Here is a 21,744-nt window from a genome sequence, read left to right as displayed (position 1 = left end):
TACTTGGAAATTATGAGGATTAATATGCAAGTAAGAGAAATAATAAATGAAGGACTGAAGCGTGAAATTCAAGTGACTGTCCCTGTAGAAGAACTTCTGACTAAGCGTGATGCACAACTTCTGGATCTAAAAGACAAAATCAAAATTAACGGATTTCGTCCTGGTCGAGTCCCTAGATCTCAAATGATTAAGCTTTATGGTAAATCTTCTATGGCTGATTTGATCAACAAAACGATCGATCAAGAAACGAAAAGACTTCTCTCTGATCGTTCTGAAAAAGCCGCTCAGAAACCTCAAATTATCATGGTAGAAGATGAAATCGAGGTTGAGAAAATTCTATCTGGTGAAAAAGATTTTGTATTTAGTATTCAATATGAGATTATACCTTCTTTTGAGATTACTGATTTTAGTGATCTCAAAGTTGAACACTCCGTTATTAAGATTTCTGATGAGGATATTGACGAGAAAATTGAGAATATGGCTAAAAATAACCTCATCTATGAAACAAAACAAAGGAAAGCCGATTATAAAGATCGTGTTACCATCGATTATACAGGAGCGATTGATGGTGATCCTTTCGAAGATGGGATGAATAAAGATGCTCATGTTTTTATAGGGACTGACACCTTTTTTATTCCTGGCTTTGAAGAGCAGTTGATTGGCATGGAAGCGGGTGATAAAAAGTGCTTTTCTATTACTTTTCCGGATGATTATCATCCTGATCATCTTGCCAGCATGGAAGCCGTTTTCCACGTTACGGTTCATGAAGTTGCCACGCCTGGCCCGCTTATGAACGGGAATCAATTGGCAAAATCGTTGGGATTAGATAATCTTTCTCAACTGAAAGAAGGAGTCAAGAAGCAAATGGAGAAACAGTATGTTGAATTGTCTCGCCAGAAGCTTAAGCGTCAACTTCTTGATTTTCTTGATAAAGAATATCAGTTTGAACTGCCAAAGAGTATGGTGGAACAAGAATTTAAAAATATCTGGACAGAAGTCGTTAACACTCTTGAAGAAGAAGGTAAGACTTTCGAAGATGACGGGACTACGGAGAAGGAAGCGCGTGAAGACTATCAGGAACTTGCTCACCGCCGAGTTCGGTTGGGACTCATTCTTAATAAAATTGCTGAAGAGGCGGGCATAAAAGTTACTGAATCCGAGTTGCATAAGGGGGTTTATCAGCATCTTCAAAAATATCCTGGATCCAAACAAAAGATTATTGATCTATTGAAATCCAATTCTGAGGCAGCGAGCATATTAACTGCTCCTATTTTTGAGGAAAAGGTCATTGACTATATTATCAAAAAAGCTAATGTAGTAGAAAAGAATGTTAGAAAAGAAGAATTCATGAACGACCATTTCGTCAGTTATGAAATTTAGGAACAGAAGTCATGGGAATGCGTGTTTTTTAATCGTATCGGTTACCTCATTTTAAGGATTCTCTCATTGAAATGGACACTTTCTAGTGACTGCGATATGAGGAGATCATTGCCCAGGTGGCGGAACTGGTAGACGTGCTGGCTTCAGGTGCCAGTGACCTTTTGGTCGTGGAGGTTCGAGTCCTCTCTTGGGCACCACACAGTCGAAAAACCGTTATCTAGATTTTCCCTTCTTTAACGATCCTCTTGGTATAAAAGACGAGCAGCTTTTAATGCAAAATATGTGAAAATATTATCGGCTCCTGCTCTTTTGAAAGCAATGAGGCTCTCTAACATAGCACTATTTTCATCAATAAATCTGTTTTCAGTGATGTTTTTAATCATCACATATTCTCCAGATACTTGATAAACAGATACAGGCATATGAAAGGTTGATTTCATGCGCCAAACAATATCCAGATATGGCATGCCAGGCTTGACCATTAACATATCAGCTCCTTCTTCGATATCGAGTTTTGCCTCCCGCATTGCATCCTCAGTATTTGCAGGATCGATATAATAAGTCTTTTTATCTCCTTGTAATAATCCTTCTGTACCAATCGCTTGACGGTAAGGGCCATAAAATGCCGAAGCGTATTTAGCTGCATAAGAAATGATACCTACATTTTGAAATCCATTAGCATCCAGTGCCTTCCTTATCGCTCCGATCCTGCCATCCATCATATCAGAGGGAGCGATGATATCAGCTCCAGCTTGTGCCTGTATAACAGCGCCTTTTACAATTTGTTTTACACTTTCATCATTGACAATGATACCATTGCGTAAGATCCCATCATGACCGTGGTTGGTAAATGGATCGAGGGCTGCATCAGTGATGATGCCAATGTTGAGGTTTAGATTTTTTACTTTTGATGTAAAACGGCAAATAAGATTATCTGGATTAGTTACTTCACTCCCTTTTTCGTCTTTAAGTTCAAGAGAGATATTAGGAAAAGGGGTAACCGCAGGTATGTTAAGGTCAGCGGCTTGGTAAACCACTTCTAGAGCTTTGTCGATTGAATATCGAGAAATCCCTGGCATTGAAGGAATGGGTTCTTCTATACCGACACCATCTATAATGAAAAGGGGTAAAATGAGGTCATCAACAGAGAGTCTATGTTCGCGAATCAAGCGGCGTATCCAATCCTTTATTCGATTACGACGAAGTCTACGGTGAGTCGTTATGGTTTTTACGAAATGGAGCTTAGTTTGGGACATGGTTTCTGATCGTGTCAATTATAATAAAAATTCGTAGAAGAATGATGATAATCTCGCTTAAATTTAAATCTGTCGTTGATACTGATATTACTTGAGACCAATTCTAACATGGTTTAGATCATGTAGTCACGAAAATTAGGATGACTGATCTTCAAAAGATTGATATCTTTGTCTCCGCTGCAACGAGGTAATCTAAAATTGATAATCCATGCCTGATCTCCTTCTTGAATTGTTTTCTGAAGAAATTCCTGCCCGCATGCAGCGAAAAGCAGCACTTGATCTTAAAAATCTTATCACGGAAACATTGGTTGATTCTAGGATCACTTATGGAATAGCCAAAGAATATTGGACACCACGCCGCCTCACACTTTATATCCGAAATCTAGCCAATTATTCTTCCTATTTTAAAACAGAACAAAGGGGTCCACGTACCAATTCACCGGAGCAAGTGATTTCTGGATTTTTACGTAGGGCCGGATTAGAAAGTATCGATCAAGCTGAAATAAGGAGAGAACCCCAAAAAGGGGATTTTTATGTTGCCATAGTTGAAAGGCCAATTAGAGCAACTGAGGAGATGATTGCGGAGATCATCCCGAATATTATCCAAACGTTTCCCTGGTCTAAATCTATGCGTTGGGGGCCCCAATCGGCTAATCTTAATAGTCTAAGATGGGTGCGACCTTTACAGTCCATTCTGTGTACGTTGAGCTATGAACTTGAAAAGCCGATTGTGATTGAATTTGAAGTTGGAGGGATTATCTCCAGTAATATTACCTATGGTCACCGTTTCCATGCATCTCATCCTATTAAAATAGAGAATTTTGATGACTATGTTGTCTCATTGGAAAAGACAAGAGTGATTCTGGATGCAGAGCGGCGGAAGGAAATTATCAGAGACAATGCTCAAAATATTGCTTTTACACGGAATCTAGAGCTTTTTCAGGACAACAATTTACTAGAAGAGGTCAGTAATTTAGTTGAATGGCCTGTCACACTCATTAGTGAATTTAACAAAGAATATCTTCATCTTCCTTCTGAGGTTATTCGGTTAACGATCAAAGATCATCAAAAATGCTTTTTATTGCGCAAAGGAAAGAAACTATCGAATCATTTCCTATTAGTATCCAATATAGAGGCTAGGGATGGAGGAATTGAAATAGCAAGGGGCAATGCCAAAGTTATTAATGCACGCTTATCAGATGCCAAGTTTTTTTGGGAAATGGATTTGAAAACGATTGAATCTGAAGGGTTTAAGCCATGGTTGGAAAATCTTAATAAGGTGACCTTCCATGCAGCGCTTGGTTCTCAAGCTGAACGGGTGAACCGTATTGTCGTATTAGCAGCAGAGATTGCTTCAATGATTGGTGCTGCTATTGGAAAAGCTAGGCGTGCTGCCGAAATCTGTAAGGCTGATTTAAGTTCAGCCATGGTTTCCGAATTTCCAGAACTTCAGGGAATAATGGGTCGTCATTATGCAGAATTTTTGGGGGAGGACACTGATATTATTTTGGCTTGTCAAGAACATCATTCACCCCTTGGGATTAGTGACAGTGTCCCCATAAACCCAGTAAGTGTTACCGTTGCGATTGCAGATAAGCTTGATATGCTGATTAGCTTTTGGTCAATTAATCAGAAACCAACCGGATCAAAAGATCCTTATGCACTCAGACGTGCAGCTTTTGGCATCATACGACTCATTTTAGTCAATCAACTTCGTCTTCCTCTTGCTCAAAAAGTTAACAGTGATCTTCTCTCCTTTTTTCATAAGCGATTAAGGAGCTATCTTAAAGACTCAGGTGCACGTTATGATTTGATTGATGCAGTGATTACACCTATGTCTGATAATCTTCTTGCAATTACCCGCCGCGTTGACTCTCTAGGTTCATTTTTAGAGACAGAAGATGGAAAGAATCTATTAGTGGGAATCAAACGTGCTATTAATATTCTCGCTGCAGAGAAGAAGAAAGGAACACGGATTTTCAAGGAAACTATTCCTGATTTCTTTCAAGCTAGCGAAGAGACGATTTTGGTTGATGCCATCAGTCACGCCGAAACAGAAATAGAAGAGGCGGTTCAAATCGAAGATTATGCTACTGCTATATCAGCTCTTTCAAAGTTGCGTTTGCCAGTAGATAACTTCTTTGAGAAGGTGATGGTCAATGTTGATGATGAAGAGATTCGAGCTAATCGTTTAGCACTTATGCGTCGTATTTATGATGCAACAAAAATCATAGCTGATTTTTCCAAAATTTCTGTCCCAAAAGAGATCCTGATTCATGAAGAAGGTTGATTCACGATGGCCAGACCGGGGTTAGCTTGCCGCCAGCCCGTAAGGGAGAGATGGATAGCGCCAGACCTGTTTTATCATCAGTGATCACCATCACTCCACAAACAGTAGCCGTGCCTTTAGCTGGTTCTACACGATTCTTACTTATTTTTGTGAGGAATCGATTCAGGGGCTCTTCCTTATCCATACCAAGTGAAGAATCATAATCACCGCACATACCAACATCGCTGATGTAGGCCGTGCCGCCTGATAAAATTTGATAATCTGATGTTGGTATGTGCGTGTGTGTTCCTACTACAAGACTCACTCTACCATCAAGAAAATGACCAAAACACTGAGATTCACTTGTTGCTTCCGCATGGAAATCTACAACAATTGCATCAACGTTTAAACCAAGGCTACAGACACTAAATTCTGACTCAGCAGCTGAAAAAGGATCATCTAGTTCAGGTTTCATAAAAACACGTCCCATGATGTTTGAGACCAATATAAGAGCACCATTTCTGGCCTCATATATATTACTACCGCGACCGGGTGTACCGGTAGGAAAGTTAGCAGGGCGCAGAAAGCGTTCTTCTTCATCTGCCCACCCGAGAGTTTCTCTTTGATCAAAAGCATGATTACCAGATGTTATTACATCTGCACCTCCTTCCAGAACCTGATGAAGAATTTTTCTGGTGATTCCAAACCCTGCGGCAGCATTCTCTCCATTGACAATAATGAAGTCTAGTTTTAGTTTTTGCGATAAATCAGGCAAAGATTTTATGACTGCCTCTCGTCCAGTTCGGCCGACCATATCACCTAAGAAGAGAATTCGCATAGATCGAAACCGCCCTCATAACCTTTAATTTTTCGATATAACAGGCAATCGATAACCTCAATCTCAGTAACGATGTAGTCAAGAAATTGATCGTGCTTGTCCATTGGAATTTTCTGAACTTCTTGTATAGAAAAGGCAAAACCACATAATAAAGGCTTTATGACACTCTTCTGACTGTATATCTGGGTGCGTAACTTGATAATGGCCCGATCGTACAAACCTGCTCCATATCCAATGCGCCCCCCGCGTCGATCAAAACCACTTAAAGGTATGACTAGAATCTCTGGATTCAAAGGAGGGCCAAATGTATCTAAGCGAGATTTTATAAGTTTCATATCTTCCGATATTTCTCTGAACTCTATCCTAATACTGTCAATAACAACGGGCAGACATAAACGAGCTTTTCGTTTTAAGAGTGATGAAATCAAGGGTCTTGTATCAATCTCGGAATGAATGGAATTAAAAGCAGAAATAATAGTTCCAGAAATGTTTTTTCCATTTGATAAGGCATTAATTTTATTAGCATTTCTAGCTGCAGCTAATGAAAATCTAGTGTGTTGTGAAGGGGAAATCTCATCACGCTTCTTAAGAAGATTGTAGCGAATTTCTCTCTTTAGATGGTACAACGAACTCATTTTTCTAGAACATTAAGATTCGGATTCAATTCCGTGGCAACACTGTATCAGTATGAAACTCTAAAGAGAGGCTGACAATTTTTTTGTTATTTTCCTTATTTGAGCCGAAGCATTGTTTATCGATTCAACGATTTTAATTTCACGAGCCTGGTTTAAATCAAAGACATTCTTCGTAATATTTTTGATATCTGCAAGTTCTTGTTCAATTACTCTCAGTTTATGCGTCATCTCTACCAGATCGTCAATAATCAAAACTCCTGCCATTACAATCAAACGTTGATCTCCTATCTCACCGAAAGAACTTTTTAAATTTTCAATATACATGTTAAAGCGATGAGCTAGATCAAGAAGATGCTCTTCTTGACCTTCATCGCAGGCAATGCGGTAAATTTTTCCGTTAATTTTAACTGCAACATGAGACATTTTGACACTTTTAAAAGGGGATGTGGAATTTTAATTCAACAGCTGTTTATCTAAAGCCACTCGAACCAGTTCCATTGCTTTGACCAAGCGATGAGAAACTTCTCTGTTTGTTTCAGCTAAGCACTTAGCACGTGTTTCTGCTTCATCTAAGCTTCTAGCCAGATTCGCACTTTCTGATGCTAAGCGCTGGACTTCTTCTTTGCTATCAACCACTTTATGGTTTTTTTCGATGTGCAAATCCACTACTTTAGAAAGACCTGCTACAGCTGAGTTAAATGATTCCATTGCCTGTTCTATCAGAAAACCAAAGGCCTCAGACTTCATAATATCATCTCAGTATTTGTATGCCAGTTCATTGAGTCGATGATCCAGAATTTTTAAGTGATATTGAACTTGTCAATTCAAGAAAAAATGTCAACGAGTCGTCAATTTATTTAGTTCTTTATACCTATAAATTTAACTCTTAATTGAAATTCATTTCTATGATGATATTGCTATTTCTTGAATTGTTTGAAGTTCATTATTACAATGAGAGTGAAATAAAACCAAAATAATTATAACAGACAATTTCTGCATCACAGAGATGATTGATTTTTTTGTTCACTACTTGATCTGTTGATCAAGAGACTTCAATGAGTTATGCCACAATCAATGAACACGATTGACTTACTTGTCCCCAGTGGTATTCCTTCCTCTCTTAATTGGTATCTCATTTTTTCAAAAATGAACTTTCTCGTTTGCTTTCCCTACCCCTAGACTCCTAGACTGAGGAATAAAACCCGTGCAATATAGCTATAGGCTCTTATGAATCATACCCAAAAACAAAAACGTATGGCAGATGCCATACGTTTTCTCTCTGCTGATGCTGTTCAAAAAGCAAATTCTGGCCATCCAGGACTTCCCATGGGAGCTGCCGACATAGCGACAGTTTTGTTTACACAGTTTATGGCATTTGATCCGAAAACCCCAAACTGGCCCGATCGAGATCGGTTTATTCTTTCTGCAGGACATGGATCAATGCTTCTGTATTCACTCCTTTTTTTGCTTGGTTATAAAGATATAAACCTTGAAGAGATCAAAAAATTTCGCCAAATCGATTCCCTTACTGCAGGTCACCCAGAATATGGCCATGTAGCTGGTATAGAAACAACAACTGGCCCACTAGGACAAGGTATCGGCAACGCTGTTGGCATGGCTATAGCTGAACGGCGTTTAAGGAAAGAATTTGGTGATCATTTGGTTAACCATTATACTTATTGTCTTGTCGGTGATGGATGTTTGATGGAAGGCATATCCCAGGAAGCTATCTCTTTAGCGGGCCATTTGAATCTACGAAAGATGATTGTTCTTTGGGATGATAACAATATTTCTATTGATGGTCCTATTTCTTTGTCTGATTCTACAGATCAAATTATACGGTTTCAAGCTAGCAAATGGAATACAATTTGCGTGCAAGGACATAACCATGATGAAATTGCAGATGCTATCCGATTCGCTCAAGATTCGGATAAGCCAACTATGATTGCTTGCAAAACCACAATTGGGTTTGGTGCCCCAACAAAAGCCGGTACCTCATTTAGTCATGGCTCTCCATTAGGAACGGATGAAATTGCAAGGATGAGGTCGGCTTTAGATTGGACGTCTGACTCATTTGATATTCCTGCTGATATCTGCGATGCATGGCGTATAGCGGGTCTTCGCAATACACAAAAGAGAAAATCTTGGCAGAAAATATTTCAGAACATTGATTCAGAAGTTCGTGGAGAATTTGAACGCAGAATAAGAGGTGATCTCCCTTTCAGATTCAATAATGCTATCCAGAAGTACAAAAGAACATTATTCGCAAACCAAAAAAAAATAGCGACAAGGCAAGCATCACAGCTCGTGTTAGAAACTATTAATAGTACTATTCCTGAGACTGTTGGTGGTTCAGCAGATCTAACAAGCTCTAGTAATACAAAAACTAGTCAAACGATGGCTGTTTCATCTACTGATTTTTCAGGACGATTCATACACTATGGCATTCGAGAACATGCAATGGCAGCTGCTATGAATGGTATAGCATTGCATGGAGGTCTTATTCCCTATTCTGGTGGATTTCTGATTTTTTCCGATTACTGTCGTCCCTCTATTCGGTTGGCTGCGCTGATGGGAATTCGTGTTATCCATGTCATGACTCATGATTCTATTGGTCTTGGTGAAGATGGACCTACACACCAACCTGTGGAGCAACTAGCCTCTTTACGTGCTATTCCTAATTTGATGATTTTTCGTCCAGCTGATGCTGTGGAGACAACAGAATGCTGGCAAATTGCATTGCAATCAAAAGAAATTCCAAGTGTTATCGCACTGACACGACAGGATGTATCTCCCATCCGACGTACTTTTGAAGATCAAAATCTTTCTTCACATGGTGCTTATGAAGTGGCTGCAAGTAGAGATGAAGCCATAATTTCAATTTTCGCCAGTGGATCAGAAGTCGAAATAGCTTTTTCTGCTAAACAAAACCTGGATAAACGAGGTTTTCCTACTAGAGTCGTATCTGTTCCCTGTTTTGAGTTGTTTGCAGAACAGTCAATCGAATACCGAACTTCTGTTATTGGATCAGCTGCCATAAAAGTTGGTGTCGAAGCGGCTGTTCGTCAAGGATGGGATCCATTGATTGGATCCGATGGAATCTTTATTGGCATGTCCTCATTTGGCGTCTCAGGACCTTATAAGGAAGTGTATAAAAAATTTGGTATTACTGCGGATTTTATTGTAAAGACTGTTCTTAAGAAACTTAAGTTAGAGGGATCGGATACTTCTGTTTCATGAAATAATGTTAAGACAACATTATGTTCTGTCTTGGCAAGAGCGTTCTTTGAGGAATATTTTTTGATTAGAGGTTACAAATAGTTATGTCAGTTAGGGGTCTTAGGGTTGCAATTAATGGATTCGGGCGCATAGGACGAAATACATTGCGTGCACTTTATGAATCTCAACATACAGATATTGAGGTTGTAGCAATCAACGACTCGGGTTCCATTGAAACAAATGCCCATCTTTTACGCTATGATAGTATTCACGGGTGCTTTCCGTGGGAGATTAAGACAACCTCAAAGGGTATTAATGCTGGGCGTGGCCTGATTCCTATTTTTAATTATCGTGATCCTGCCAAGCTGCCTTGGAGACAGTTAGATGTAGATATCGTTATGGAGTGCACCGGTTTCTTTACAGAACGCCCTCAGGCCGATATTCATTTGTTTTCAGGAGCAAAACGTGTATTAATTTCAGCACCTGGAAAAAATGTTGATAAAACAATTGTCTATGGAATAAATCATAAAAGAATTACTAAGAAGGATTTAGTAATCTCAGCGTCATCATGCACGACAAACTGTCTAGTACCGATTGCCTCTGTTCTTCATGCTGAAGTTGGTATTCAATATGGTTTTGTCACTACAGTACATTCATATACTGGTGACCAGACCCTTTTAGACCGAAATCATAAAGATCTTTACCGTTCACGTTCAGCAACCCAGTCAATTATCCCTACTTCTACAGGTTTAGCAAAAGGAGTCGGATGCATTATACCAGAACTCGAAGGTAAATTAGATGGTTCGTCGTTGCGAGTTCCAACTGCCAACGTTTCGCTAATAGACTTCAAATTTAAGGCTAATCGAAAAACATCAGTTAATGAAATTAATAAGGCAATCGAAAAAGCCGCGCGTGGGGAATTAAAATATGTCCTAGATTATGATATACAACCAAAGGTTTCCATTGACTTCAACCATAATTCACATTCTTCTATTTTTGCACCGGCTCAAACCAAGGTCATAGATGAAGAAATGATTCAGGTTATGAGTTGGTATGACAATGAATGGGGGTTTTCTTGCCGTATGAACGACATAGCGGCTGAGATAGGTAAGAACATTTAGTGTCTATTCTCTTTTTTAGAGCTTAGGCCAGGCCGTTGAGATAGAATCATATAATTGACGTCTGTGTCCTTTGATAAGGTCCAGCGATTCGAAAAAATATTATAACTGACTCCAATTTCCTCTAAAAAATTCAAACCACCTTCCTGCATATAAGAATTTGCTTCGTTAGGTGTGACGAATTTTTCATAATTGTGTGTACCTTGAGGAAGCCAGCGAAGAATATTTTCGGCCATAAATATCGCCAAAAATTGTGCTTTTCTAGTTCTGTTAATTGTACCAACAAACATAAGACCGCTAGGTTCTATCATCTCTGAACAGCTAATCATAAATTGACGTACATGTCTTACATGCTCAATAACTTCCATATTCAAAATAATGTCAAATTTTTCATTATTTTGGGCTAGATATTCTAAAGTGGTCACGCGGTAATCAACTGTAACACCAGATTTTCTAGCATGCATCTTCGCTATTTCTATATTTGTTTCTGAGGGATCTACACCAACAATTCTAGCACCCATCCGAGCAATCGGTTCACTCAGCAAGCCGCCACCACAACCCAGATCCAGAATACGTAGACCTTCCATGGCATTAGGGGAATGAGAATCACGGTTGAAGTGCTTGCAAGCACGACTGAAAATATAGTCTAACCGGATTGGGTTCAATTGATGAAGGGGCCTAAATTTTCCTCTCGGATTCCACCATTGATCAGCTAATGATGAAAAACGGTCTATTTCTGATTGATCTACAGTGCTTTTGTTTATCATGAGCGTACTTTCTTCAAAGTGAAGAGGCGAGAAAAAGATCGTTCAATTCCAGTCCGAATATCTCATATTTATTAGGATCTATTATTAATATTATTTTTTCTCATATTGACATGTCTAAGCATTCCGAACTGGTCTTACAACCTTCATGTTCAGGTATCTTCTCTTTATTTCAATCATACTTGGCCGACTTCTATTCTAGTCATACATTCTAAATAATAGATAGAGTACGATTTACTAAACTTGATAAACATGTTAAAATGGATGAGAGACTTTTTTTTCTTGCATTATACGCTAAAGGTTCTCAGTTAAAATATGGACTATCTTTTAATAGAAGAAAGGTCCGATTAGCGTCAAAGGAGATTTATAATGTTTAAGTCATCTTGCACTTTAAGAATAAACTTATCAATCATAAGCTAAGCTGAGTTCCTTGTTTCTTACAAGTGAAGTGATCTTTAGGCGTTGATTTCTCTCCTTTTCTCACTTTTTTTGCTTCATGATAAGCAGGATGATAGTTATCATCCTCTGTTAAAATAAATAAACCCCGAACTTAGATATTTATTCATGGCCCGTTTGGTGATGAAATTTGGTGGAACATCCGTTGCAGATCTTCAACGGATTTATAATGTTGCACGACACGTAAAGCGTGAATATGATTTCGGTCATCAGATAGCCGTTGTTGTCTCTGCTATGGCTGGTAGAACGAATGAGTTAGTTAATTGGGTGAATAATATTCCTAATGTATGTGGTTCTAAAGCGCCGACTTTCGACAATTGTGAGTATGATACGATTGTTTCATCTGGGGAGCAAGTTACTAGCGGCCTTCTAGCGATTGCACTACAGTCCATTTGTGTTGATGCTCGTTCCTGGCTTGGATGGCAAATCCCTGTTTTGACAAATAATAAGCATGGGGCTGCTAGAATACAAAACATAAATGGAGCTAACATTATTAATCAGATGGAGCATGGTCAGGTTGCTGTTGTTGCTGGATTTCAAGGGATAGGCTCGGATCAACGGGTTGCAACATTAGGCAGAGGTGGATCAGATACCAGTGCTGTTGCTCTTGCAGCAGTTGTGAAAGCTGATCGATGTGATATTTATACGGATGTTGATGGTGTGTATACAAGTGATCCACACATTGTATCGTCTGCCCGTCGTTTGAATCGAGTATCATTTGAAGAAATGCTTGAAATGGCATCTCTTGGAGCAAAAGTACTACAAGTTCGATCGGTTGAATTGGCTATGGTTCATGGGGTGAAAATATTTGTTCGTTCAAGCTTCGAGGATCCCGAATCAATTGATTCTGGAAATATTCCACAATCAATTGGAACATTGATTGGCAGTGAGGAAGATATTATGGAACACCACATTGTGAGTGGGATTACCTATGTTAAAGACGAGGCACAGATATCTTTGCGAAGGGTTTCAGATAAACCTGGTGTTGCAGCTACTGTGTTTGGGGAACTTGCTGATGCTGATATCAATGTGGACATGATTGTCCAAAATGTATCTGAAGACGGCTCTGTTACCGATATGACCTTTACAGTTCCAGCGTCTAATCTCAAGAAGGCACTTGAAACTTTGAATACATCAAAAGATGAGATTGGATACGAGATTATTCAGAGTGGACCAGGTATGGTCAAAATTTCTGTGATTGGCGTGGGGATGCGCAGCCATCCTGGTGTTGCAGCTTCCGCATTTAAAGCCCTTGCAGAAAGAGGGATTAATATTCATGCTATCACGACTTCTGAGATCAAAATATCTATGTTAATCGATCAATCGTATTCCGATTTAGCTGTTCGTACGTTGCACAAACAGTACGGCCTCGACAAAGAGTAGTGGAATCCCATTTCTACTTCCTCCTGAGAAGAATCTATAACACTATGCTTCCAAAAGAAAAACTCGACCAGTTACTGATTCGCTACACCGAAATCACAAGTCGAATGAATGAAGATCTCGACACAGAAACTTACATAAAATTGTCCTCAGAGTTTTCTGAAATTGGACCAGTCGTTGAAAAAATTTCAATGATGAAAGATACTGAAGATGAAATGACTAATGTTGAAGAAATCTTATCTGATGTCAATACTGATGATGAGATGCGGATTCTTGCCAATAACGAAGCCCATGAGCTCTCTCAGAGACTGAGATGTCTTGAAGAAGAAATTAAAATTCTTTTATTACCTCGAAATCCATCTGATAAGAAGAATGCTATTCTAGAAGTTCGGGCAGGAACTGGTGGTTCGGAAGCAGCCCTGTTTGCAGGGAGTTTATTTCGTATGTATCAACGATATTCTGAAATTCATCGTTGGAAAGTCGAGATTTTGTCAGAAAGTCTTTCTGAAATTGGCGGCTGCAAAGAGATTGTTGCCTCGATTTGTGGCAAAGGTGTTTTTTCGAGACTGAAATTTGAATCTGGTGTTCACCGTGTCCAGCGTGTACCAGAAACAGAATCTAGTGGTAGGATCCATACCTCGACTGCGACCGTTGCAGTTTTACCAGAGGCAGAAGAAGTTGATGTAGAAATAAGAGATGAAGATATTCGTATTGATACAATGCGAGCATCCGGTGCAGGTGGTCAACACGTTAATACAACTGATTCTGCTGTAAGGATTACCCATATTCCGACTGGTATAGTAGTTATTTCATCAGAAAAATCACAGCATCAAAACCGTGCATTTGCTATGAAGGAATTACGGACTAGACTTTATGACCGAGAGCAGAAAAAGGTCTATCAAGAACGTGCTGAATCAAGAAAGTGGCAAGTGGGAAGCGGAGACCGTTCTGAACGGATCAGAACGTATAATTTTCCTCAAGGTCGTCTGACCGATCATCGGATTAATCTAACTTTCCACAAATTGGATAAGATGATTTCTGGTGAAGGTCTTGACGAATTATTTGACGCTCTAATGACTGATTATCACGCGAGTCTTCTTTCGGCTTTAGATGAAAAACAATGAAGATTACATATGAGGGTATGCTTATATCATCAACCGCTAAATTAGCAGCTTCCGGTTCTCTGACTCCAGCTTTGGATGCTCGGTTATTGCTTCAGCATGAACTGAAATGCGAACATGCTGATATTGTTAAATCTTACCATGAGGAACTCAAGTCTTCTAATATCGATCATTTTCAATCATTGATTAAAATGCGAATCTCTGGTGTTCCTGTCCATAGAATAATCGGTCAGCGTGATTTTTATGGACTTGAGTTAATAATATCACCAGAGACACTGGAGCCCAGACCAGAGACAGAAAGACTCATCGATCTGGTTTTACATTATCTCTATGTTCAAAAAATTGAATGCAACCAACTTCGTTTTGCTGACCTAGGAACTGGTACAGGTGCTATAGGTTTAGCTATATTATCGCAATTACCAAATTCAACATGCCTTGCAACTGATATTCTGAAAGGAACATTAAATATAGCGAAAAAAAATGCAGAAATCCTTGGTTTTTCCAACCGTCTTTCAGTTTCTCTTGGCAGTTGGTATGATGCTGTAGATGGTAAGTTTGATTTTCTTGTGAGCAATCCTCCCTATATTTCAGGAGGGGAATTTAGAGATTTGAGTAAGGAAGTTTTAGAGCATGATCCCTTTATTGCCCTTTATGGTGGGAAGGATGGACTGACTGCATATCGTAGAATACTAAAAAATGCATTTCGCTTTTTAAAACCAAAAGGGTTTGTGGCTCTAGAAATTGGTCATCGTCAAAGAAAATCTGTTATTGAAATTGCTAATAAATTTAGCCTTCTTCTGGCTGACTCTTTCAAAGATCTAGAAAGGAAAGACAGATGTTTGTTATTCACTTTAAAAGAATGAGTCTTCCTAAAGTATTTGCATTTTACGCAGCCACGCTTATTGTAATCGAATGTAGATTAGAATTATTTAACTATCTGCCTCATTTTATTCTTGGTTATGTGCTGTGCTCAATTATATTGTTATATTGTTTCCTCAGCTAAATTTAGAGTCAACATTGATAGAATTGATTGTAGATATTCATCTTCTCGGTATGTAGGTAATCCTTTGAAAAAGTCCGTTTATTATTAGGTATTATTAGGTAGTTTAAGTCATCTCGATTTACAAACGTTTCTCCTATTTTATCCTGACCGTTCGAAGTTACATTACAGTACAATTTTATTAATAGAGAAAGTCCGTATGAGACAAGGTCAACCTCAAAGTCGGCATCGTTCCCGTCCTCGTAGTAATAATCGCAATACTAATAATCGAAATCATCTGAATCGTTCAATAGAAAGCAATGGGCCTGATGTTAAGATTCGTGGAACGGCTACTCATATTGCAGAAAAATACATGCAACTCGCCCGGGATGCTGAGTCTGGAGGGGATAATGTAGCAGCTGAAAGCTATTGGCAACATGCAGAGCATTACAACAGATTGATTGTTATTGCGCAGGCTCAGGCTGCACAACAACAGATTCAGCGTGTTCAACACATTTCTGAAGAAAATGACGCTGACTGTGAACAGTCTTTGCAGACCAATGAAGTTAATAACAACAATATGAGAAGTCGAGGGCGAGGCCGTCGCCAACGCCAGTTTGAGAACATAGAAAAAACGATTAATATAGAGAATATTTCTAATAATGATCCATTTGATGGAACTGATTCTCATTCGGAAATGATAGTGAAAGAAGAGCCTTCTTTTACAGAAACAGTAGATCCGGAATCAGGACGTACGCCTTCTCGAAGGTCACACAAAAAAGCAGAATCAGCTGTTCTTTCTAAAGAAACCTCTGTTGAACATCCCTTGTTTCTTTCTGGAGTCGAAGATGAATAAGTTCATAGATTCAGGCTAATCCTCTTAGCCTAATAACTAGGAATTCTTCATTTTATTATTTTTCTTACATTCAATTAAACGTATACGAGAAAGTTTCATGAATTTCAAAAATTTCACTGAAAAGCTGCATCGATTTGTACAGTCAGCACAAGAACATGCTTTATTAGAAGGACATCAGAAATTAACGCCAGAGCATGTTTTATTAGCCTTACTGGATGATGATCAGGGAATGACAGCAGACTTGATTTCCCGTGCAGGTGGTAATGCTATGGAAGCGCGCTCCAGAGTTGAAAATACACTCTTGAAAATAACAAAAATTTTAGGAGGTGAAGGTCAAATCTATATGTCTCCTGAGTTTATACAGATTTGCAAACAAGCAGAAAAAACTGCCCAAAAAAGGGGCGATCACTTCGTAACGATTCATGTCTTCCTTCTTGCGATTGTTATAGAAAAAAATACTGGAGCCGGGAAGATATTAGCTGATATAGGGCTAACAGAAAAAAATATAAATCAGGCTATCGAAGAAATAAGAAAAGGCAGAAAAGCAAATTCTGCTACTGCTGAAGATACATTTGATACTCTTAAAAAATATACCCGTGATCTGACCAAAGATGCGCGTGAAGGTCTTCTTGATCCAGTCATTGGCCGGGATGATGAAATCCGCCGTACGGTCCAGGTGTTATCTCGGCGTACTAAAAACAATCCTGTCCTCATCGGTGAACCGGGGGTAGGAAAGACAGCAATTGCAGAAGGGTTAGCTTTGCGAATGGTTAATTCTGACGTACCAGAAAGTTTACGTCGAAAACAGTTGTTAGTCCTAGACATGGGAGCATTGGTTGCTGGTGCTAAGTATCGCGGTGAATTTGAGGAACGCCTGAAAGCTATCTTGTCAGAAATTCAATCGTCGATAGATGGTGTTGTTTTATTCATAGATGAAATGCACACTCTTGTGGGGGCAGGAAAATCAGATGGTGCTATGGATGCATCGAATCTATTAAAACCTGCCCTTGCACGTGGTGATTTGCATTGTATTGGAGCGACAACACTTGATGAATATAAAAAACATGTTGAAAAAGATGTAGCTCTTGCTCGTCGTTTCCAGCCTGTTTTAATTGTACAACCCACCGTTAAAGATACTATTTCTATTTTGCGTGGTATAAAAGAAAAATATGAACTGCATCACGGGGTGAGGATCGCCGATGCTGCTTTGGTTGCCGCCGCTACATTATCAGACCGTTACATTGGAGACCGCTTCTTGCCAGATAAAGCCATCGATTTAATTGATGAAGCAGGGGCACGATTACGGATGCAAATTGATTCAAAACCAGAAGAGCTAGATGAACTCGATCGTCGCATCATTCAGATAAAAATTGAACAAGAAGCCCTAAAGAGAGAAAAAGATCAATCCTCCATTAATAGGTTAGAAAGGCTTAATGCGGATTTAAAAGACCTTGAGAAAAAAGAACACTCGTTATCAGAGCGCTGGATATCTGAAAAGGGACGCTTAGCAGAGATTCGTGATTTAAAAGCGAAGCTTGATCGTGCTCGGTCGGAGTTGGATATTTCTCAGCGCGAAGGAAATCTGACTCGAGCAGGTGAGTTATTGTATAGTATAATTCCCAATCTCCAAGATAGAATTGAAGAAGCCGAAAAAAATCCTAATCATTCAATTATGGTTGACGAGATTGTGACAGCGGATCACATAGCAGATGTGATTGTTCGTTGGACTGGTATTCCTATTGATAAGCTATTGGAAGGGGAGCGTGAAAAACTTTTAAGAATGGAAGAGTTGCTCGGAACGCGAGTTGTTGGTCAAGAAGAGGCTATCAGAGCTATCTCAAAAGCTGTACGCCGGGCCAGGGCAGGATTACAAGATTCAAGTCGACCTGTTGGTTCCTTCATTTTTCTTGGACCCACAGGTGTTGGAAAGACTGAGCTGACAAAAGCATTGGCTGGCTATCTTTTTGATGACGATAATGCTCTAGTCCGTCTAGATATGTCTGAATATATGGAAAAACATTCTGTTTCTCGTTTGATTGGAGCACCACCAGGATATATTGGGTATGATGAAGGAGGCGCCTTAACTGAGGTAATACGGCGCAGACCGTATCAGGTAGTCCTCTGTGATGAAATTGAAAAAGCACACTCAGATATCTTTAACCTATTTCTTCAAATTATGGACGATGGACGGTTAACGGATGGACAAGGTCGAACTGTGAATTTTAGCAATACCGTCATCATCATGACTTCAAATCTAGGAGCTGAATTCCTTATCAATTTGAAAGAGAATGAGAGTCTGGATTCTGTTTACGATCGTGTAATGGATATTGTTACCGCATCTTTCCGTCCTGAATTTTTAAATCGTGTTGATGAAATTATCTTATTCCAGCGCTTGGAACGAGATGATATGGCATCTATTGTGAAAATTCAGCTCTCTCTTCTGCAAAAACGTCTTGATGACAAAAGAATTTCTCTCATCGTAGATGAAAGCGCATTAGACTGGCTAGCAGAGCGAGGATATGAACCAGCCTACGGTGCCCGGCCTCTTAAGCGATCCATACAAACTTATTTACAAGATCCTCTCTCTGAAATGTTATTGTCTGGTAAAATAGGAGATGGTTCTTCTGTTGTTGTTATTGTTAAGAACTCGGAACTTCAATTTCAGATCAAGTAGAAAAAAGACAGAAGAGCAAGATGGACTTGATGTTCTCTGATCTCTTGTCTTTATGAGGTTATGATATTCTGGTTCATTCAATCTGTAGCACAGGAATCCAAATGATATCCAAGGTTATGCAGAAAGTCGTTGAAGAAGACGAGGCGTATATGCGGCTCGATCGATGGTTTAAGGTTTATTGTCCAGATCTTGGGTTTGGAAAATTACAGAAGCTTTTACGCTCTGGACAGGTACGTGTTAATGGCTCTAGGGTTAAGAGCTCATCGCGTCTCGAATCAGGACAAATTGTTCGTATTCCACCTCTTGATACGCGAACTATAACTAAAAAGAATCACATGACGACGACTAAATCTCATCGTGACTTTGATATTTTACGCGACATGTTGTTATTTAAGGATAAGAAAGTTTTCGTCTTTAATAAGCCGTCTGGCCTTGCAGTACAAGGTGGATCTGGTATTCAACGCTCTATTGATTCAATGCTCGAGTCTCTATGCGATAAATATGGGAACAAACCACGTTTAGTTCATCGTCTGGACCGTGATACTTCGGGAACTCTTTTAGTTGCACGAACGCGTGGAGCTGCTGTCAGTTTAAATAGAAGTTTCAGAGAAGGTGATACGCAAAAAAATTATTGGGCCCTGATTCAGGGGATGCCGCTTCAAAAAGAAGGTCATATTTCAACTTACCTTTCTAAGGAGAAGACAGTAGACGGGGATCGTATGCGTGTAGCAAAGAATGGTGATTGTGGTGCATATTATTCTATATCTAGATATAGGATTATCGATTCAAGATCAAGGAACGTAAGTTGGGTTGAATTATCGCCGATCACTGGGAGAACTCACCAATTGCGAGTCCATATGGCATATTTGGGACACCCCATAATTGGTGATAAAAAATATTTCAACTCTAGTCAATGGCAGTACCCATTCGGTATACCAAACCGGTTGCATCTTCATGCTCGACGCATTCTTATTCCGCATCCCGATCCTCAAGTACGAGTCATTGATGTAACGGCCCCCTTACCACCACATATGATTCAAAGCTGGAATGTTCTTTCATTTGATAAAACCGATTCTGTTTTTGATAAAGTGAAATCATAGTTGGTTTTCTTTATTAGGAGACATTTATATCTGTGTGTATAGACTCCAGAAAGCTTCCTAAGCGATGTTATAAATTGGTTAAGGTGAAGAAGTTACAAGATGGTAAGTTTTCTCTTCTAATTGATGGTAGAATCCTCAAAACAACAGGAGGTTATCATTTATTACTTCCTTCACGAAGGATAGCCCATTTGATTAGAATCGAGTGGACTGAACAAAGAGATTCCATTAATCTAAAAACTATGCCTTCTACCCGTTTAGCCAATACAGCTCTTGATAAAGTGTCAAACCATATGCAGGCAATAAAAGAAGACATTATTCGGTATACAGAATCTGACTTACTATGTTACAGAGCTTTTGGACCGGAAGCCTTAGTTTCCATGCAGGCTAGGCTTTGGGATCCAATTTTGGAGTGGGCTCGATCCCGATTAGGTGCTCGAATGCAAGTCATCAAAGGAATCGTTCATCAGCCTCAATCCCTGGAATCTATTGCTATTATCAGCGACCGTGTTGCTATGATTGAATGCCCTTTTGTTTTAGCAGCAATACATATGCTGACAAATATTACAGGTTCATGCATAATCGCTCTTTGTATTTTGGATAATGCTTTGAGCCTTGAGGAGGCTTGGACAGCAGCCCGTGTGGATGAGAAATGGAATATTTCTCAATGGGGTGAGGATGAGGCATCTGAAAACTCTGCGAAAACGTGCTTTCTTGATATGGAAGCTGCGTATCGATTTGTTAGGTCTCTGCCTCTGCTATAATGTATTTTGAGGATAGAGTCCTATTCTCCTATCTCTCTAATCTAAGCAATGAAACTTTATTGATCTTATGCGTTCAAGCGCTTTCCATGCCATTTTATGTGGTCTTTCATGAAAGTTGAGACAAAGAAATATGAGTGATCATACCCCTCCTGAATACGCAAGGTGAGCTTGATATTCTTTACTTTACAAGCTTCCTCAAATTGAAACGGCTTTAATTTACTGTCTAGAAATTCATCTGCACTCCCTTGATCAATCAAAATCTCGGGACAGGTGGCACCAGATTTAACAAGAGTTGTTGCGTCATAATTTTTCCATTTTTGACGATCTTCACCAAGATAGTGTTTTAATGTTCTTACGTAACAATCTGATTTCATTGGCGCCACAACAGGAGAAAAGGCTGAAACAGATTTATAATGATTAGGGTTTCGCAGTGCGATGATCAAGGCACCATGTCCTCCCATCGAGTGTCCCATAATGGACTGTCTCGACATATCTACGGGAAATTCTTCTTTGATCAAAGATGGAAGCTCTTCTGTAAGATAAGAATACATCTGATAATTTCTAAGCCAAGGCTCCTCTGTTGCATCAAGATAAAATCCCGCTCCTAAACCTAATTGAGAATTATCTACCTCATCAGGGATATTTTTTCCTCTAGGGCTCGTATCTGGCGCAACGACAATTAATCCAAATCGTGATGCATATCGTCGATACTCACCCTTCTCCATAACATTGGCATGAGTACAGGTTAATCCAGAAAGATACCACACTAAGGGAGACGCTTTTCTTTTACTTGTATCTGGAATATAAATGGCAAATGTCATTTCACAATTGCATTTAATTGACTGATGTTTATAAACGTATTGCTCTCCATTAAAAGATCGATTTCTAGATATCTTCTCCATAGTTATCCCCTTTTTGCTCAGAAATTAGATGAAAAA

At 39.3% G+C, this 21,744-nt stretch carries 18 protein-coding genes and 1 tRNA gene; 12 read left to right on the top strand and 7 right to left on the bottom strand.

From position 1 onward, the window contains the following. The first annotated feature begins 12 nt into the window (after window positions 1-12). A complete protein-coding gene (gene tig, locus AAGD37_RS01620; RefSeq protein WP_341760533.1) occupies window positions 13-1,380 on the top strand; it encodes a trigger factor in 1,368 nt (455 codons plus the stop codon). A gap of 110 nt (window positions 1,381-1,490) precedes the next feature. Continuing rightward, window positions 1,491-1,577, top strand: a tRNA-Leu gene (locus AAGD37_RS01615). Window positions 1,578-1,613: 36 nt separating this feature from the next. On the opposite strand, the gene hemB is transcribed toward AAGD37_RS01615, so the two are convergent. Beyond that, on the bottom strand, window positions 1,614-2,636 hold the full coding sequence (gene hemB, locus AAGD37_RS01610; RefSeq protein WP_341760532.1) for a porphobilinogen synthase: 1,023 nt from the start codon (window positions 2,634-2,636) through the stop codon (window positions 1,614-1,616). Window positions 2,637-2,844: 208 nt separating this feature from the next. Between hemB and glyS the strand changes: the two genes are divergently transcribed. Next, window positions 2,845-4,926: a glycine--tRNA ligase subunit beta gene (gene glyS, locus AAGD37_RS01605; RefSeq protein WP_341760531.1), complete on the top strand. Its 2,082-nt coding sequence runs from the start codon at window positions 2,845-2,847 to the stop codon at window positions 4,924-4,926. Window position 4,927: 1 nt separating this feature from the next. On the opposite strand, the gene AAGD37_RS01600 is transcribed toward glyS, so the two are convergent. From AAGD37_RS01600 to AAGD37_RS01585, 4 genes are read right to left on the bottom strand one after another with little or no spacing between them, the layout of a single operon-like run. After that, the gene (locus AAGD37_RS01600) at window positions 4,928-5,743 is read right to left on the bottom strand and encodes a TIGR00282 family metallophosphoesterase (RefSeq protein ID WP_341760530.1); all 816 of its coding nucleotides are present in this window, start codon (window positions 5,741-5,743) and stop codon (window positions 4,928-4,930) included. Then, on the bottom strand, window positions 5,725-6,378 hold the full coding sequence (locus AAGD37_RS01595; protein ID WP_341760529.1) for a 5-formyltetrahydrofolate cyclo-ligase: 654 nt from the start codon (window positions 6,376-6,378) through the stop codon (window positions 5,725-5,727). Before AAGD37_RS01595 ends, AAGD37_RS01600 begins: the two co-directional genes overlap by 19 nt. A 60-nt stretch (window positions 6,379-6,438) precedes the next feature. Beyond that, window positions 6,439-6,801: a cell division protein ZapA gene (locus AAGD37_RS01590; RefSeq protein ID WP_341760528.1), complete on the bottom strand. Its 363-nt coding sequence runs from the start codon at window positions 6,799-6,801 to the stop codon at window positions 6,439-6,441. 30 nt (window positions 6,802-6,831) lie between these two features. After that, window positions 6,832-7,125, bottom strand: coding sequence for a DUF4164 family protein (locus AAGD37_RS01585; RefSeq protein WP_341760527.1), 294 nt, complete (start codon window positions 7,123-7,125; stop codon window positions 6,832-6,834). 480 nt (window positions 7,126-7,605) lie between these two features. On the opposite strand from AAGD37_RS01585, the gene tkt reads away from it, so the two are divergent. Together tkt and gap are read left to right on the top strand one after the other, a co-directional pair. Beyond that, window positions 7,606-9,618, top strand: a complete 2,013-nt coding sequence (gene tkt, locus AAGD37_RS01580) for a transketolase (RefSeq protein ID WP_341760526.1) — start codon at window positions 7,606-7,608, stop codon at window positions 9,616-9,618. A gap of 83 nt (window positions 9,619-9,701) precedes the next feature. Continuing rightward, window positions 9,702-10,718, top strand: a complete 1,017-nt coding sequence (gene gap / locus AAGD37_RS01575) for a type I glyceraldehyde-3-phosphate dehydrogenase (protein WP_341760525.1) — start codon at window positions 9,702-9,704, stop codon at window positions 10,716-10,718. Here the strand turns inward: gap and ubiG are convergent. Further along, on the bottom strand, window positions 10,715-11,482 hold the full coding sequence (gene ubiG, locus AAGD37_RS01570) for a bifunctional 2-polyprenyl-6-hydroxyphenol methylase/3-demethylubiquinol 3-O-methyltransferase UbiG (RefSeq protein ID WP_341760524.1): 768 nt from the start codon (window positions 11,480-11,482) through the stop codon (window positions 10,715-10,717). The genes gap and ubiG overlap by 4 nt on opposite strands. 561 nt (window positions 11,483-12,043) lie before the next feature. On the opposite strand from ubiG, the gene AAGD37_RS01565 reads away from it, so the two are divergent. The 7 genes from AAGD37_RS01565 (at window position 12,044) to AAGD37_RS01535 (ending at window position 20,806) form a co-directional block, all read left to right on the top strand. Beyond that, on the top strand, window positions 12,044-13,318 hold the full coding sequence (locus AAGD37_RS01565; RefSeq protein ID WP_341760523.1) for an aspartate kinase: 1,275 nt from the start codon (window positions 12,044-12,046) through the stop codon (window positions 13,316-13,318). A 44-nt stretch (window positions 13,319-13,362) separates the two neighbouring features. Beyond that, window positions 13,363-14,439 carry a peptide chain release factor 1 gene (gene prfA, locus AAGD37_RS01560; RefSeq protein WP_341760522.1) on the top strand — a complete coding sequence of 359 codons (1,077 nt, stop codon included), beginning with the start codon at window positions 13,363-13,365 and terminating at the stop codon, window positions 14,437-14,439. Then, window positions 14,436-15,299 carry a peptide chain release factor N(5)-glutamine methyltransferase gene (gene prmC, locus AAGD37_RS01555; RefSeq protein WP_341760521.1) on the top strand — a complete coding sequence of 288 codons (864 nt, stop codon included), beginning with the start codon at window positions 14,436-14,438 and terminating at the stop codon, window positions 15,297-15,299. The genes prfA and prmC overlap by 4 nt, the downstream gene beginning before the upstream one ends. Window positions 15,300-15,635: 336 nt before the next feature. Beyond that, window positions 15,636-16,271: a DUF4167 domain-containing protein gene (locus AAGD37_RS01550; protein ID WP_341760520.1), complete on the top strand. Its 636-nt coding sequence runs from the start codon at window positions 15,636-15,638 to the stop codon at window positions 16,269-16,271. Between the two features lie 97 nt (window positions 16,272-16,368). Next, window positions 16,369-18,945 carry an ATP-dependent chaperone ClpB gene (gene clpB, locus AAGD37_RS01545; RefSeq protein ID WP_341760519.1) on the top strand — a complete coding sequence of 859 codons (2,577 nt, stop codon included), beginning with the start codon at window positions 16,369-16,371 and terminating at the stop codon, window positions 18,943-18,945. A gap of 104 nt (window positions 18,946-19,049) precedes the next feature. Then, window positions 19,050-20,045 (top strand): RluA family pseudouridine synthase, encoded by a 996-nt coding sequence (locus AAGD37_RS01540; RefSeq protein ID WP_341760642.1) that lies wholly within the window; start codon window positions 19,050-19,052, stop codon window positions 20,043-20,045. Between the two features lie 32 nt (window positions 20,046-20,077). Next, window positions 20,078-20,806, top strand: coding sequence for an ATP12 family chaperone protein (locus AAGD37_RS01535; RefSeq protein WP_341760518.1), 729 nt, complete (start codon window positions 20,078-20,080; stop codon window positions 20,804-20,806). A gap of 65 nt (window positions 20,807-20,871) precedes the next feature. Here the strand turns inward: AAGD37_RS01535 and fghA are convergent, their stop codons facing one another. Beyond that, window positions 20,872-21,708, bottom strand: coding sequence for an S-formylglutathione hydrolase (gene fghA, locus AAGD37_RS01530; RefSeq protein ID WP_341760517.1), 837 nt, complete (start codon window positions 21,706-21,708; stop codon window positions 20,872-20,874). Between the last annotated feature and the right edge of the window lie 36 nt (window positions 21,709-21,744).

Source organism: Candidatus Endowatersipora endosymbiont of Watersipora subatra (assembly GCF_964026585.1).
Classification (GTDB): Bacteria; Pseudomonadota; Alphaproteobacteria; order Rhizobiales; family Rhizobiaceae; genus Pseudahrensia.
This window is presented reverse-complemented; position numbering and strand designations above follow the sequence as displayed.